The organism is Lederbergia sp. B243.17, from assembly GCF_057657925.1.
Genome location: NZ_JBWBKF010000039.1, coordinates 46,292 through 62,020, shown reverse-complemented (window position 1 = coordinate 62,020; position 15,729 = coordinate 46,292). Strand labels below are relative to the sequence as shown.

Sequence of the window (15,729 nt, the reverse complement as noted above, 5' to 3'; positions counted from 1 at the left end):
ATGACACGCAAAAGTCAGGTCCTATCAAGTATACAGGCAAAACTATTTATGATGTTTCTCTTATTAATCGTTGCACCCCTCATTCTAATTGGTGTCATCGCTTTTCAAAAAGCATCTGATATGCTGGCTCAAAAGTCTTTTTCGCTGGAACAAATCCAAATCGCAAGGTTGCGCGTGGAGTTTGATGATGTTATCCAAGATATTAAGAGATTTGCTGAAGTTGGCAAAAAAGATAGCACAGTCCAATTTCTCATCGACAATCAAAATACAGCGGAGGAAGCTGAGAAGATTCTCGAAATGATCACCCTTTTCCGGGAGAGCTATCCATATAGTGACAGTATCATGAGCATTAAAATCATCGACTTTGACGGTAAAGCCGTGAGTGAGAATCGAGGAGTGCATCAAATAGTTAAAGGGTTGCTCGCTGAACCGCCTTTTGTCCAGATCGTTGATCAACCAACCAAAACAGTGATAGAACCGGTCTATAAAAATAGCAATCCGGCACTTTCACTGACAAGTGCTATCACTTTGAATGATTCCAAAGAAGTCATCGGGTTCATCAATATTGTAGTGAAAGCTGCAATTTTTAAGGATATTCTCCGAAAAGATTCATTGAGAACAACAGGGACTATACAAATCGAATCTGAAACCGGCAGTATATTGTTTTCGACTCCACAAATGATGAAGACACTGGCAATCCAGGATAAATATCCAATCGGGGCTGACCGTTCCGGTTATTTTACAGAGGATGCAACCTTTTATGCTTTTGATACATCACCAGTGACGGGCTGGACTTTTATTCGCCATAAACCAGTATCAGAAGTGACAAAGGAGATAGCGGAAATCAGAAGACTGACCGTCCTGGCTATTTCCTCCCTTTTACTATTGGCCATTGGGTTATACGTCTTTATTTCCTCAAGGCTTGTTCGTCCGCTGCGGGTTTTAAACGAAAAGATGGAGCAGGTTTCACAAGGAAACCTTGATGCAAAATTCGGCAACAGAGGGGTCAATGAGATTGCGGATGTTGGCGACAACTTTAACCGGATGGTTTTAAAAATGCGGACTATGCTTACCCAAAGTGTCAATGAACAAAAGCAGCTAAAAATTGCTGAACTTCGTACAATGCAGGCACAAATTAATCCGCATTTCTTGTATAACACATTGGAAACTATTATTTGGCTGGCTGAAGCGAGGAAGAGCCAGCAAATCATAAAAATCACGAAGGCATTGTCCCATTTTTTTAGAATTTCGTTAAGCAAAGGAAAAGATGTTATTCCATTAAAAGATGAGCTCGAGCATATTCAAAATTACCTAATGATCCAGAAGATAAGGTATCAGGATATTTTAGATGTGTCCTTTCACTTGAATGAAGATATTTTAAAATTTGAAATCATAAAGTTAACCCTTCAGCCACTTGTTGAAAATGCCATTTACCACGGCATAAAAAATAAGCACGGCAAGGGATTTGTTCGGATTAAAGGGGATTTTTCCCCTGAAGGGTATATTTCGATTGATGTAATCGATAACGGGATCGGAATGACAGAAGACAAGTTGGAAACAATTAAAAACGCATTATCCCAAGGGATGCCCCTGCCTGATCAGAACCAAGGCGGATTTGGAATGTTGAATGTTCATCAGCGAATCCGGCTGCACTACGGGGAGCCCTTCGGTTTAACCATCAATAGCTGGTATGGCTCCGGCACACGTGTTAGCTTGATTATCCCGGCAGAAAGGAGAATCAAATGAAAAAGGTATTTTTGGTTGATGATGAAAATGCCATCCGTCAAGGAATCGGGACATGCATCGATTGGAATCAAGAAGGTTTTATCTACTGCGGGGATGCCCCTGATGGGGAAATGGCCCTGCCGTTAATTGAAAAACATCAGCCGGATATTGTCATCACCGATATCAGGATGCCTTTTATGGACGGACTGGAACTAAGCAGGGTTCTTCGGGATAAGATGCCTTCCATGAAAATAATCATCCTGAGCGGTCATGATGAGTTTGAATATGCCCGGGAAGCGATGCGCATCGGGATTACCGAATACTGCCTCAAACCCGTCAGCTCGGACGATTTACTTGAGCTGCTCATAAAGGTTTCCGCCAAAATCGATGAGGAGGAAAGGAACCATAAAAGAATAAATGATCTGGCCAATCAAAATACGTTAAGAAATAAATTCCTGTATGAACTCTGCGAAGGTTCCTTTACTTCCTCAGAGGCAATAAAGGAGGCTTCGCGTTTACAGCTTAACTTGATCTCAAGTTTTTACTATATCGTGATCATTGAGTGTACCTCGGAAATAGATTCCATCAATTGGATTGCATCTGATTATCATTGTTTACAATTCAGCAGGAAAATGAAAGAATCGGTTTTTATTATGATGGGAGAATCGGAACAAACACTCCAGCACGAAGCTGAGAACATTAGGCACCGCTTGATCACACAGGAAGAGGACGACCCGGGGAACTTACTCATTTTTGGTATTGGCCGTGTTGAAAGCCGGATTCGCGGGATTGCAGTATCCTTTGCAGAGGCGGATGAAGAAAAAAACTACTCAAGCGTGATTCATAAATACCGAACAAACATTTCTGATGCAGATATAGAATCAAAAAGGGAATCGCAGCACTTCAATCGCAGAGAGCTAATCGATTTTTTAAAGTTCGGGACGATTGATCAACTATCCAACTTTGCCCTTACGTATTCCGAACATCTAAACAATAACGAAATCCGCTCCCCTTTTACAATGTATTATTTTTTAATGGACTTTACGGTTACCGTTTCCCATTATTTAAAAGAAGTCGAATTGGACCATCTTGAAGTCACGCGTGAAATTCGCAAGATTGAAATGCGTGCAAGCTGGATTCGGAACTATCGTGAGGTGTTAACCTATTTGGAAGACGTTTTACAAGTAGTGATTGCGACGAGAGAACGTTATACAAGCAAATACTCTGACGGCGTCCAAATGGCAATCAATCATCTTAACGAACAATATGCTGATCCGGATCTATCCCTGCAAACGGTAGCCAGATCAGTTAATACGAGCCCATCCTATCTGAGTCACATATTTAGCCAGGAAACAGGCGAAACCTTTACCGAATATTTAACAAACCTCCGTATCAGCCGAGCTAAAGAGCTGCTCATCAACACAAACGACCGAACATATGAAATTGCCCATCAGGTAGGTTATAGTGACTCCCACTACTTCTGCAGAACCTTCAAAAAAATAACAGGCCTGACGACAAAACAATTTAAAAATCAAAAACAGTCCCTTTTCCTCTCATGAGCAGAAAGCTTCCCGACTATCTTTTCGTGAAGAAGCTTTCTGTGTTCACTACATAAGGGCGCTGCGTAAACGGTGCACATCGCGGACTGGCGGCAGCCCGAACATTCTCGCATACTCCCGACTAAAGTGCGATGGGCTCTCGTATCCTACCTGAAACGCAGCTTCCGCCGCATCGATCGATCCGGAAAAGAGCAGGCGGCGCGCCTCTTGCAATCGAAGTTGCTTTTGAAACTGGATCGGACTCATCCCCGTGACTTCTTTAAAATAATGATACAAAGACGAGGGGCTCATTCGAGCCTCCTCCGCCAATTCGTCTACACGCAGAGGGTTAGCGAAGTCGCGATTCAGCTTCTCGACGACCATTGCAATCCGTTGTGCATGGCTTCCGATGACGGCAAATTGCATCAAAGACGTGGCGCTTTCGTTTTGAAGGATCCGATAAATGATCTCCCGAATGACAGAGGGCGCAAGCAACGGGATATCCTCCGGCGCTTCGACCAGTTTTACAAGCCGCAGCACTGCATCCATGAGCGTATCGTTCATCCTGCTTACCTTCAACCCTCGACCGGTCTCTCCTTTTGCTTGTATCGTCTCCCCGGATACCTGAATAACATCAAGAATCTGATCCATATCGAATAGAATCTGCAGACTTAAATACGGTGTTTCTGGCGAAGCTTCCATCACTTGTCCTGTAATCGGCAAATGTACCGAGGCGGTTAAATAACTGTCCGGATTATAATGGTATACCTCTTGCCCCAGCATAACCGACTTTGAACCCTGGGCAACGATGCAAAGGGAAGGTTCATAGACCGAATAAACAGGCTCTGATAACCGGGAAACACGAATAAAACGTAAACCGGGAACTTGCGTGTCATGCGTCCCGTCTGTCGGTGTGAACTTTTCTATGATCTGCAGCAGTTCTCTTCTCTGTTTTTGGAACCATTCACTCATCCTCCAGTTCCCCTTTCTCCGCAAGAATAATTTTACTTTATCTCTTTCTGGAGGATTAGGCAATCATCTCGTACGATTCTGCTACCGCCTGATACTCGGTTGATAAGATAATGTGTATATAAAATTGCGTTGCACAAATACAAAGTTTGTAACGTTCAAACCAATGATCAAGTATTGTGCATTCGCAAATGGAAGGGGACTATTCAAAAATGAATACTCAACATGTAAACAATCATCCTTATGTTGGAATGTGGGTGACAAAAGACGGTTATATCCGGCATGAGTTGTTGCCGGACGGCCGGTACGACGAAGCGCGCGGAAATCGGAAGAGCGCTTATCAGGGGCAATATAGGATAACAGGCGATCATATCGATTATATCGATGATACAGGATTTACGGCAGACGGCGATTTCCGGGATTCGGTTCTCTACCACGCCGGTATGGTTCTCTATCGTGAAAAATAAAAGAAAATCCATTCAAAAGGAGGAGTGTGGAATGTCCAAAATCAGTGGAAAAGTAGTTGTGATCACAGGGGCAAGCAGCGGGATTGGTGAAGCAACGGCGAAGCTTCTCGCTAGCCGGGGAGCCCATGTCATCATTGGAGCTAGACGTGCAGAAAGATTGGAAGCACTGGCCTCCTTCATTGAGGCTGAAGGAGGTTCCGTCGCTTATCAACAGCTAGACGTAACCGATATCGGTCAGATGCAGGCGATTGTTGACTTGGCGCAAAGCCGGTTCGGTCGTGTGGACGCTGTCGTGAACAATGCGGGTGTGATGCCTCTTTCTTCCATTGAAGCCTTGAAGGTCGACGAATGGAACCGCATGATCGACGTCAATATCCGCGGAGTACTTCACGGCATTGCTGCGGGTCTCCCCGTTATGAAAAAACAACAATCCGGTCACTTCATTAACTTGGCTTCCATCGGAGCCTACGCTGTCTCACCGACAGCAGCAGTATATTGCGCGACCAAATATGCCGTTCGTGCCATCACGGAAGGTTTACGGCAGGAGGTTGGCAGCACCATCCGGGTAACGCTCGTTTCTCCGGGAGTGACGGAGTCCGAACTCGCTGAGAGCATCTCGGACGACGAAGCCAGAGAACTGATGAAAACATACCGGCGTGACGCTCTTCCGGCATCCGCAGTCGCTCGTGCCATAGCCTATGCGTTAGAGCAGCCGGAAGATGTTGATGTGAACGAGCTGGTGATCCGGCACACAGCCCAACTTGCTTGACGCTATCCATAAATCTCCTATATGGCAATCGAGCCTAGAAACAATCCAGCTGTTGTTTCGAAAAAAAGTCTGATAGTACAGTTAGACTGCGCTCTTTATAAACCGAAAAATGATAAAAAGACGCGTGAAAGATATATTCTATCTCTCACGCGTCTTTTACTATCAATTAAACAGATTAATTAAACAGCTCTCGCATTCTCTTCATAAACTCATCCCAAAAGGAAGTTTTATCTTTAGATTGCGTTTTATCGCCGAACTCCACTTTGAAATCAGGTGTTGTTTTCGGCAGAGTTCTAGCATCGGTTGCCTGTTCAAATGAATAGGCCAAATCGAATAGAGATTGTTCACTATATGCCGTGCCTAAAAATGAAATTCCAACAGGTACCTTCTCTTTCGTTGCACCGGCAGGCACTGTGATTTCAGGGAATCCCGCAGCCGATGCCACATAACTTGCAGCATACGTGTCGTACGCATCACACTTGTAAGTCGGATCTTCCTTATCGAATCTTGGTGAAGCCGGGCAGGACATCGTCGGGAAAACAATTGCGTCCAAATCATTTTCCTTCATCATTGTTTCAATTTCCTGACGCACTTCAGGGATATCTTTCGTTACGATATTGTTATACTCTGCAGAGTCCTTAAATGCAGCTTGTTCCATGGCCGTTTTCATGCCATCAATACGCCCTGGATTTACAGGAGTCGGTGAATTCAAAACTTCTGGTGATTCACTGATTTTAATAATTTCTTCCAGTGTTCTCGGCTGATCTTCCGGGAATTGGCTAAGGTAATCTTCCAATTGAACTTTAAAATCTGCGTCATTAACAGGACCAATGACTGGTGTCCATAGGTATTTCGTTTTTTCCGAGAAAGATACATTAATAAGCTCTGTACCTTTCTTCTCCATTTTTTCTAACGCCTTTTTCGTAATAGAGTCCACCTCTTTGTTGTCTCCAAAAAAGTCAACTGCTACTCCGATCCGCGCTTTTTGTATAGCCTTTTTATCTGTGAACTTACTGTAGTCTTCGGCAATGTGATCCTTTGCAAGCAACGTTTTGTCATCTTTATCATCGGCACCTGCCATCACACTCAATGCAATGGCTGTATCTTCCACACTTCTTGCCAAAGGTCCGGGAGTGTCGAAATTCAACGAGGACGGAACGATCCCGCTGCGGCTTGCTAAACCAAGTGTCGGACGGATACCGACCAGACCTGTAACATGAGCTGGTCCACGGACTGATCCTGATGTGTCAGTTCCCAGTCCAAATACGGCGAAATTCGCTGCTACTGCCGCAGCCGTACCACTGCTGGATCCAGAAGCGTCTCGGTTTAAATTATAAGGATTTAGAGTTAGCCCGCCTAATGAGCTGTATCCCAACCGGCCATATGATGCTGCGAACTCAGATAAGTTTGTTTTTGCAATGACAATGGCACCTGCATCCTTCAGCTTTTTAATGATAAAAGCGTCATCGGCAGGATATGCGCTTTTTAATGCTACTGAGCCTGCTGTAGTAGGCATTCCTTTTACATCAATATTGTCTTTAACAACGATTGGAATACCATGGAGAATCCCTTTTGGGCCTTTACTCTGTCTTTCTGCATCCAATTCTTTTGCAATCTCTAAAGCTTGCTCATTAATAGTAGTGATTGAATTAATAGTTGGTCCTTGCTTGTCATACTTTTCTATGCGCTCTAGATAATACTTAACCAATTGCTCAGAGGTAATCTGATTGTTATTTAATGCACCAGAAATTTCTCTTATACTCTTTTCAAACGGGTCAAATTTGATTTCTTTTGCTGAAACACTTGCCAAAGGCAGCATGGACATTACTAAAATAAACGCAATCAAAATTTTAAACTTGGACTTCATCTTAAACACGGTGTTCCTCCTATATTTCCATTATATATATTTAAATTAGATTAATTTTTCCAGCCATTTTGTTGATGAATTCATCAGTTTACAATTTAAACTGCTGAATAACTTCCTCTAATTCTATGGACATTCTTGCTAACTCTTGAGCTGCCAATGAAACCTGTTCCATCGAGGCGTTCATCTGTTCTGAGGATGCAGCGACATTTTGTGAATAATCGTTAACCTCTAAACTTGTTCTTGAAACTTTCTCTATATGGGTGACGACTTCTTCTATATGTTTCTTCATGTTGTCCATCGCTAGGCTAACCTCAGATATTTTCGTTGTAGCCTCTAGAACTGAACCCTTAATTTCTCCAAAGGCTTTTCCACTTTCATCAACAAGTTTCATTCCTTCTTTGGCAGATTTCGCCCCTTGATTTACAAAACTCATTGAATCTTCAATGCCAACTTTTATGTCATTAATTATCGTATTGATCTGCAATGCTGAATGGCTTGATTGCTCTGCAAGCTTTCTTACTTCATCTGCCACTACAGCAAAGCCCTTCCCATGTTCGCCGGCTCTTGCAGCTTCAATTGCAGCATTTAAAGCTAATAGGTTCGTTTGCTCTGAAATGGACTGTATGATTAGGCTTATCTGGCCAATTTCGTTCGATTTCTCATTCAATACGCTAATTTTTTGGGCAGAAGAGGTTACATTTTTATCTATTTCACCCATTTGCTTTACGGTATGATTCACAACTTCACTGCCTTGTTTAGCGGATTCGGCTGAATGGTGGATCGTATCCGTAACATTTTTCATACTCAATGTAACATCATCAACGTGCTTAAATACTTCATTGATAATATCTACTGCATTCTTCATAGCGGCGTTCTGATCGTCAGTTCCGCTGGCAACTTCTTGAATTGATTCCGTGATTTGATTGGAGGCTTCTTGATTCTCGACTGAAGAAGCAGCCAGCTCCTCAGATGTAGCCGACAATTGCTGCGATTCAAGCGATATCTTTTTCATTGTCTCTTTTAAACTACTAGCCATAATGTTGTAATTCTTACCCATCTCTCCAATTTCATCATTTGACGTAACCTTGACTAATTGGGTCAAATCACCTTTGGACATCGCTAGAGATAAATCACTAATACTTTTGATTCTCCCCGTTATCCTTAAACTAAACAAGATGGAAATGAGCACAGATATAACAGCGAAAATCCCGCCGATAATGAATATTTTGGAGCGCACAGAATTTGCAGTAGCTAAAAGTTCACTCTTCTCAACAACAGCGATATATTTCCAGCCTTCATTTTTTGAGGAGACTGTGTTTAACACATAGTCTTTTCCGTCAATTTTTGTTTCAAATGAACCATCTTTACTTAAATCCTTTAGTTCAGGAACGTTAAGCTCAGAAATTGGCTTAAAGTTCATATCTGGATTCTTTGGATGTGCAAGAATAGTTCCATCACCTTGCGCTAAAATTACATATCCATTTTCACCTATGCTGATTTCCTTAATAATATCGGTCAAACCTTCTAAACTAACATCCAGGCCTAGCACTCCGGCTGGTTTTCCGCCTTTTTCAATCGCAACGACATTACTTACAATAATTCCTTCAATCCCAGTTGCGGCATAGGCACTTGTTAATTTTACTTTCCCTGGTTCTTCAATACCGGTAGTATACCAAGGGCGGTCTCTCGGATCGAAACCAGCCGCTACAGGCCCCTCAGGATATTGTACATATCCCCCATCGGATGTGCCCATATAAACATAAGCTGCATTAGGATGACTTTTACCGAATTGATAGAGTACATTATATATTGCTTTTTCTTTCTCCCCATTTGTTGAAGGGGTCATGTTGATTGTCTCTTCTCCTGGTATATCTTTATAAGAGGTAATGCTTGAATCAGCACTTACTACCTCTGGGTTGGTAGCTAATAAATTTACATTCTCTCTAATAGAATCAAAATACAAAGAAATTCCATTATCTACCTGTTTAATTTCTCTTTCACTAGCATTGATATAATCTTTTTGAGTTATATCACCAACCGTTTTATTAACTAAAAAGCCAATTAAAATAACAGGTACTAGTGATAAGAGTAAGGAAAAAATTAAAAACTTTGCTTTAAATGAAAATCCTTTTCTATTCATGTCTCCTAACCTTTCCATTTTTAATTAACCCAAGCACAAGATTCCTGCTGCTCCATAGTCATTACATGCTTATTTCACTACTGTCTCATCCCTTTTCCAGCAAAATTATTACCCTACATTCACAATTCACGAAAAAGCAACACAGGTTTATGTAATTAATTTTTATTCCTGGGATTAGAATTGCAAAAAAAAAACTACTCTATGAAATATAGAATAGCCAAACAAAGGATAATAATATGCATTAATCCACTCTTTGGTAACCAGGCGATCATCGTTTAGATTACGGATTCATCCATCTCTAAACCTTAGACCCTAGGCTTTGCGTCCTACCCTTTCGGAATAGTTTGCCTTTATCTTCCATATAACTAATACTAAAATCACGCTTGACCATAATCTCACATAATCCGACAAATTTCAACATTTTTAGCAAAAAAGGTAATCTTTTTCAAATTAGGAATGTTCTTTACTGAATGAACTTAAATGGTTGCAACTAGTTCAGAAGTCGGATATTGCTTGTAGTTTCCCCACAGTTTTCCTATGAAATTAGGTCACTAAACTAATATCGGACTGGAATAACAATTTTTAATAGGCTTTTTGAAAACAATATTGTTTGGTACCAAAATAGATTCTTATACTGCACATCCACATAGCCCAAAAGTACTAGAAGGGAGCCTTCCATAAGCCCCCTCGCCTTATGGGATAAAACACCTAATTCAGGAGAGAAATTTAATATATAATTGTCCTTTCTTCCCTTACGTCTTGTTTTCGTATTTCTCATTCAAGCATCTATAGCTCTACGCAAAAAAAGGCCTTGCAGCAATTCGTCGCTGCAAAGCCTCGTTGAAGGAACTCTAAAAACTACCTTATACCATCTTTCCGGTTACCGATTTAGCGGTTCTTTCCTTGTTCGTGATCGATTCCTCTTTCGTCCGCTTAAAATACTCTGCATATAAGACATCCAATAAATAGAGCTGAGATATTTTCGCGCTGATGCTCCCACCCTGAAGAGGGCCTTCGTTGGCACCGCAAAGCAAGGTGACATCTGAATACTCAGTGATGGGAGACTTGGCAAACCGGGTGATCGAGATGACAGGACATTTCCGTTCCTCAAGCACTTTGGCCACGGCTATTGTATCTTTTGTCGAGCCTGAATACGAGATGAGGATAGCCGCGTCCTTTTCTGACGACAATGAAGCAGACATGATCTGCAAATGGGAATCAATCGAACACTCGGTTTTATTCGAAATTCTCATGAACTTATTTTTCCCTTCCATTGCGGTCATCAAAGACGCCCCTACCCCGAAAAAGTGAATTCTCTCAGCCTTCACCAAATAATCAATTGCCCGAGAAACCTCATCTTCCTGCAAAAGGCTGTGTGTTTGCTCCAGCGCATTGACCGTTGCACGCAACACCTTGGATGACAATTCCGGAATGCTGTCCTGCATTGTAATTTCATTCGAAAGCTGAGGGGTTTCATCTTCCAAGGTCGTACTGTGCGCTAGCGCAATCTTAAACTCCTGATATCCTTTGAAACCCATTGACTTGCAAAAACGGAAAATACTCGACTCTCCTACCCTGCAAACATCCGCCAAGTCTGTGATCGACATGTACACGACGCTCTTCGTATGCTCAAAGATATAGTCGGCAACCTTTTTTTCCGTATTTGTAAAAGACTGATACCTAGACTTCATTTTAGAAAACAGATCTATATTCGCCATCGTTTACTCCTTCGCAGAGGATAGGAGGTGCAGTGAGGCTGCGCCCAACGCACCCGCTTTATTCCCAAGTGCCGCCCTTCGGATTTTCACATCAGAAAAACTCACCATCACCATATCTTTCAACCGTTCCTCTATCTTTTCCAGAATGGTTTCCTGCTCCATGACACCGCCGCCCAAAATGATGGCCGGTGGATTGAAAATGTGGACGAGTGTCACCAGACCGAGCACAACTTCCTCAATCCAGCGCTCCACAACACCTGCCATTCCGGCATTTTTCTGCTTATACAAGGTGAAGATCGTTCTGCCGTCTGTCATATTCGGATTTATGGACCGGGCCTCCCTGATAAGTGCAGTCGTTGATGCATACATCTCATAACAGCCTTGTTTACCGCAATTGCAATCGAGCCCGTAAGGATGCGTAATCATATGCCCCATCTCACCAGCAATTCCACTTTTGCCGCCATAGATGCCGGAATCAATAATGATCGCCCCGCCAATTCCGGTTCCATACGTCAGACAGATGAAATCATTCCACTCTTTCCCGGCACCGAAATATTTCTCTCCAAGCGCTGCCGCATTCACATCGTTCTCCACTTTCACCGGCACCTGAAAACGTTCCTCAAGCAGCGCTTTCACTTTCATCCCCGTATAATTCGGTATGTTCTCATTCGCATATAAAATCGAGCCATCCGCCGGGTTCACTTGTCCGGCAGTGCTAATGCCAATCGCATCAAATCCATTATGATTCTCTATTATACTAGAAACCCTCTCAAAAAGATGGGGGCCACCCTTTTTGGCATCAGAATCATATTCCTCGAAGAGATCGATCTGTCCAGCAGCATCAGATCGGCAAAGCTTAATTGAAGTGCCACCTATATCAACGCCCAATATTTTCATCGCTTTCATCTTACTGTATCGCCTCGGAAAACCTGCGGGTAATTTCCATCGGCCGCGTAATCGCTGTACCGACGACTGCCGCGTGAACGCCTCTATCAAATACTCCGCGGAGTTGCTCCGGCGTCCAAATCCCGCCTTCTGCGATAATTGGCACCGGAAAATTCTTCACTAATCTCTCTACCAGTTCCATATTGGGCAGCTGGGTATTTTTGGTCTCCTCGGTATATCCGCATAATGTTGTGCCGATACAATCGAAGCCTAACTCATAGGCAACAGCAGCATCCTCATATGTGGCACAGTCTGCCATGAAAAGCTGATTCGGATATTTCGCCCGAACTGCCGGGAACAGCTCCCTGACTGTATTCCCGTCCGGCCGCACACGGAGCGTTGCATCCATCGCAATAATATCTACACCCTCCGCATACAAAAGATCGACCTCCGCTTGTGTCGGCGTGATGAACACATCACAATCTCCATAGATCTTTTTGATGATCCCGATGACCGGCAGTTTTGTGACAGTCTTGATTTCCCGGATGTCCTCCACACTATTCGACCGAATGCCCATCGCTCCACCGAGTTCCGCCGCCTTCGCCATCCGCCCCATGATAAACGGGCTGTGCAGCGGCTCCTCCGGCAAGGCCTGGCATGAGACGATCAATTGACCTTTAATAGCTTGCAAAATCATATTATTATTTTTCATAGATTTCCTCTCCGATGTATAGATGATTATATAAAATGGCGATTGTCTCAACGATCATCTCTTTGAACCTATGAATCTCCTGCGAAACCTCATGGACATTTGGCTACCTGGGACGCGTGTCCATGTTTATGAATGCAGGCTTACATACCTTGTATTTGTTGATGAATAAAGGCCATCTTTTTTTCTTCATGAAATGGAATCGGCTCATGTATATAGTATGGATAAGTGCAAATATCTTTACACTTACTCGCGATATGGTTAAATGCTCCAAATGCAGTCGACGGAGGAGTAACCGAATCTTTTAAGCCTATTGACATGAGTACAGGCACTTGAATACGCGGACAAAAATACAGTGCATCCACATAAGCGATAGATTGCAGGATCGCTTCCTTCGCTTTTCCTTCTGGACTATGATATTTCATGTAATTAATAATCTCCATATACGGGCCAGATAAAGCGATAGCCAATGCTCTTTCCATATGAGTAATGAACGGACAATCGCTAACGACAAATTGTACTTTCTTTTCCAGTCCTGCAGCTGCTAAAGCTAATCCTCCACCCTGCGATGAGCCTGCAACCCCCAATGTGGTTGGCTTGACAGGAGCACTTGAAAAAATCCAGGTTAATTGCGCAATGATATCACGATATACATTTGTATAGTAATAGGATTCCTTTTCCATGATGCCAGAAGTCATCCATCCAGCAACTCTACTGCCATTTGGATAATTGGCATGGTCAGGAGAATCGCCTTGCCCCCTTACGTCAAATGCGATAACCGTTATACCTTGAAGTACCCATTTTAAGTATTCAGAGGGCAACCCTCGTCCACCTGTATAGCCATGGAAACTCACAAGGATCGGTCCCTTGTCTCTATTAGTCGGTCTGATCAAGATCCCTTTTATCGGCGTTCCATCCCAACTATAAAGGGTGAGGTCTGCAACATCGACAAGAGGAATCGGATACTCTATCCAACGATAATCTACGGAATACTGAGAGTTTATGATTCGTTTCTTTTCTATCTCCCAGAAGGTATCGAAGTCAGGGGGGCTTATTCTTTAATGTCGGCGTATAGATAGCTAACTCTTCTAACGAATAATCACCAATCAATCGACTCACTCCAACTCACCCTTCTCTGTATAGAGATGCATGGAAAAATAACCCTATTTTTTCAGCGATCATTCAAACACCTACTCCTTTACAGAACCAGCTGTCGATCCTTCAATAAGCTGTCTTTGGAATAGCAAGTAAAATATTGTAACCGGGATGAATGACAGTACTAGCCCGGCATACAGCGCTCCCCAATCTGTATGGTATTGTTGAACCATCATGATATTCGCCAATTTAACAGGCAATGTCTTTAAATGATCGTCTGTTATCAAGATGAGAGCTAAAATATACTCATTCCAAATTCCTACGAAATTGAAGATCGCTGCAGAGATTAATCCTGGTTTCGCAAGTGGAAACATTACCTTCCAAAAAAGACGAAACTGTCCACACCCGTCAATAATCGCAGCTTCTTCTAATGAATCGGGAATTTGATTGAAGAAAGCGATTAACATAAAAATCGTAAAGGACAATGAATAGGCTACATACACTAAAATCAGACCTGGAATGCTATTCACGAGATTTAGACTATTCATCAACAGAAATAAAGGAGCCATTGCCAAAAATGTGGGCAGCATGAGACCCATTAAAAATACATTTCGAACAACACCTCGAAATCTGAATTTCTTCCTGCTCAATACGTAAGCAGCCATGGCTGAAATAACAACGATTAATGCAACAGTAATCGTTGTTACAATTATACTGTTGATAAAACCACTGCCTAAACCGGCCTCGCCCCAAGCATTTCGATAATTGTCAAATGTGATTTCTGCAGGCAGGGTCAGCGGCTTTAATAAAATATCAGCAGATGATTTAACAGAGTTAACAAACACCCAAAGAACAGGAACAATGATCAAGATTGAAAGTATGATAAGAAAAAGATGTCCGCTAATTTTTTTGATGACTCTACGCATTTATCCTTCCCTCCTCGTTATTCGCAAAGTCAGCATCGATGCAATGAGTGTAAGAATTAGAAATATAACCCCCAACGCTGACGCGTAGCCGAAATTAAAATTGGTAAAGGCTTGTTCGTAGATATAAAGTGAAATCGGTTGAGTAGACCGATTTGGTCCCCCGCCTGTCAACAACTGCGGCATTTCAAAAACCTTAAGTGTATTTATCAAAGTGAAAATAATAACGACCTGCATAATATCTTTTAACATAGGCAGCGTGATGTAGATACTCTTTTTAAAGTTTGTTGCTCCATCAATCTCTGCAGCTTCTAAAATATCCTGTGGGATATTAAGGATAGCCGCTAGAATCAAAATGCTGTAAAAACCAACCATGGCCCAAACATTTACAAACACAACACTTCCAAATGCAGTTTCAGTCCTTCCCAGCCACTCCGTCATGAGAAAATCAAGGCCAACCAAATCAAGCAAACCATTAAGCATGCCGTTCACTGGGTTTAAGATTGTAGACCAAAGCATCGCAATAGCCACGCCTGGAAGAATGTAAGGAAAAAAAGTGATGGATCGATAAATGTTTAACCATCTAGTCCTTAGAAAATACGAGATGGATATTGCAATTATAGTCGATAGAATTAATACTACCGGTACCTGAATCAAGATATACTTACCAGTAACCTTTAATGAGTTAATAAAGATCTCATCTTCTAGCATTCTTTTATAATTTCCTAGACCTATCCATGTTTTTGTGCCAAGCCCACGCCAGTTATATAAACTCATTAATAGTGCGTTGAAAGAGGGATATATAACAAATACCAGATATAAAATGGAAGCGGGTAATAGGAATAGAAGAATAGACCATCTTTCGCTTTTATTTACCATCCGAGAGCCCAACCTTTCAAAATAGAGAGGCCTAAGAACTCTTAG

At 42.3% G+C, this 15,729-nt stretch carries 13 protein-coding genes and 1 riboswitch; of the genes, 4 read left to right on the top strand and 9 right to left on the bottom strand.

Annotated elements, in window-relative coordinates; all coding sequences use genetic code 11:
• Together AC0TWI_RS07535 and AC0TWI_RS07530 are read left to right on the top strand one after the other, a co-directional pair.
• Positions 1 to 1,746 (top strand): cache domain-containing sensor histidine kinase, encoded by a 1,746-nt coding sequence (locus AC0TWI_RS07535; RefSeq protein ID WP_488125724.1) that lies wholly within the window; start codon positions 1 to 3, stop codon positions 1,744 to 1,746.
• The gene (locus tag AC0TWI_RS07530; RefSeq protein WP_488125723.1) at positions 1,743 to 3,284 is read left to right on the top strand and encodes a response regulator; all 1,542 of its coding nucleotides are present in this window, start codon (positions 1,743 to 1,745) and stop codon (positions 3,282 to 3,284) included. The genes AC0TWI_RS07535 and AC0TWI_RS07530 overlap by 4 nt, the downstream gene beginning before the upstream one ends.
• Before the next feature lie 48 nt (positions 3,285 to 3,332).
• On the opposite strand, the gene AC0TWI_RS07525 is transcribed toward AC0TWI_RS07530, so the two are convergent.
• Entirely contained in the window at positions 3,333 to 4,235 is a 903-nt protein-coding gene (locus tag AC0TWI_RS07525; RefSeq protein ID WP_488125722.1) for an AraC family transcriptional regulator, read from the bottom strand.
• 209 nt (positions 4,236 to 4,444) lie between these two features.
• On the opposite strand from AC0TWI_RS07525, the gene AC0TWI_RS07520 reads away from it, so the two are divergent.
• Both AC0TWI_RS07520 and AC0TWI_RS07515 read left to right on the top strand, forming a co-directional pair.
• Positions 4,445 to 4,699 carry an Atu4866 domain-containing protein gene (locus tag AC0TWI_RS07520; RefSeq protein ID WP_488125721.1) on the top strand — a complete coding sequence of 85 codons (255 nt, stop codon included), beginning with the start codon at positions 4,445 to 4,447 and terminating at the stop codon, positions 4,697 to 4,699.
• Positions 4,700 to 4,730: 31 nt separating this feature from the next.
• Positions 4,731 to 5,468 carry an SDR family oxidoreductase gene (locus tag AC0TWI_RS07515; RefSeq protein ID WP_488125720.1) on the top strand — a complete coding sequence of 246 codons (738 nt, stop codon included), beginning with the start codon at positions 4,731 to 4,733 and terminating at the stop codon, positions 5,466 to 5,468.
• 175 nt (positions 5,469 to 5,643) lie between these two features.
• On the opposite strand, the gene AC0TWI_RS07510 is transcribed toward AC0TWI_RS07515, so the two are convergent.
• From AC0TWI_RS07510 to AC0TWI_RS07475, 8 genes are all read right to left on the bottom strand, one after another.
• On the bottom strand, positions 5,644 to 7,335 hold the full coding sequence (locus tag AC0TWI_RS07510; protein ID WP_488125796.1) for an amidase family protein: 1,692 nt from the start codon (positions 7,333 to 7,335) through the stop codon (positions 5,644 to 5,646).
• A gap of 88 nt (positions 7,336 to 7,423) precedes the next feature.
• Positions 7,424 to 9,475 carry a methyl-accepting chemotaxis protein gene (locus AC0TWI_RS07505; RefSeq protein ID WP_488125719.1) on the bottom strand — a complete coding sequence of 684 codons (2,052 nt, stop codon included), beginning with the start codon at positions 9,473 to 9,475 and terminating at the stop codon, positions 7,424 to 7,426.
• A 252-nt stretch (positions 9,476 to 9,727) separates the two neighbouring features.
• Positions 9,728 to 9,834, bottom strand: a riboswitch (cyclic di-GMP riboswitch).
• A 504-nt stretch (positions 9,835 to 10,338) separates the two neighbouring features.
• A complete protein-coding gene (locus AC0TWI_RS07500) occupies positions 10,339 to 11,193 on the bottom strand; it encodes a MurR/RpiR family transcriptional regulator (RefSeq protein WP_488125718.1) in 855 nt (284 codons plus the stop codon).
• A 3-nt stretch (positions 11,194 to 11,196) separates the two neighbouring features.
• Positions 11,197 to 12,099 carry an ROK family protein gene (locus AC0TWI_RS07495; RefSeq protein WP_488125717.1) on the bottom strand — a complete coding sequence of 301 codons (903 nt, stop codon included), beginning with the start codon at positions 12,097 to 12,099 and terminating at the stop codon, positions 11,197 to 11,199.
• A gap of 1 nt (position 12,100) precedes the next feature.
• Entirely contained in the window at positions 12,101 to 12,790 is a 690-nt protein-coding gene (locus AC0TWI_RS07490; RefSeq protein ID WP_488125716.1) for an N-acetylmannosamine-6-phosphate 2-epimerase, read from the bottom strand.
• Between the two features lie 140 nt (positions 12,791 to 12,930).
• A complete protein-coding gene (locus AC0TWI_RS07485) occupies positions 12,931 to 13,842 on the bottom strand; it encodes an acetylxylan esterase (protein WP_488125795.1) in 912 nt (303 codons plus the stop codon).
• 135 nt (positions 13,843 to 13,977) lie between these two features.
• Complete coding sequence (locus AC0TWI_RS07480; RefSeq protein WP_488125715.1) at positions 13,978 to 14,808, bottom strand: carbohydrate ABC transporter permease; 831 nt, start codon at positions 14,806 to 14,808, stop codon at positions 13,978 to 13,980.
• Positions 14,809 to 15,684, bottom strand: coding sequence for a carbohydrate ABC transporter permease (locus tag AC0TWI_RS07475; RefSeq protein WP_488125714.1), 876 nt, complete (start codon positions 15,682 to 15,684; stop codon positions 14,809 to 14,811).
• Positions 15,685 to 15,729 lie beyond the last annotated feature (45 nt).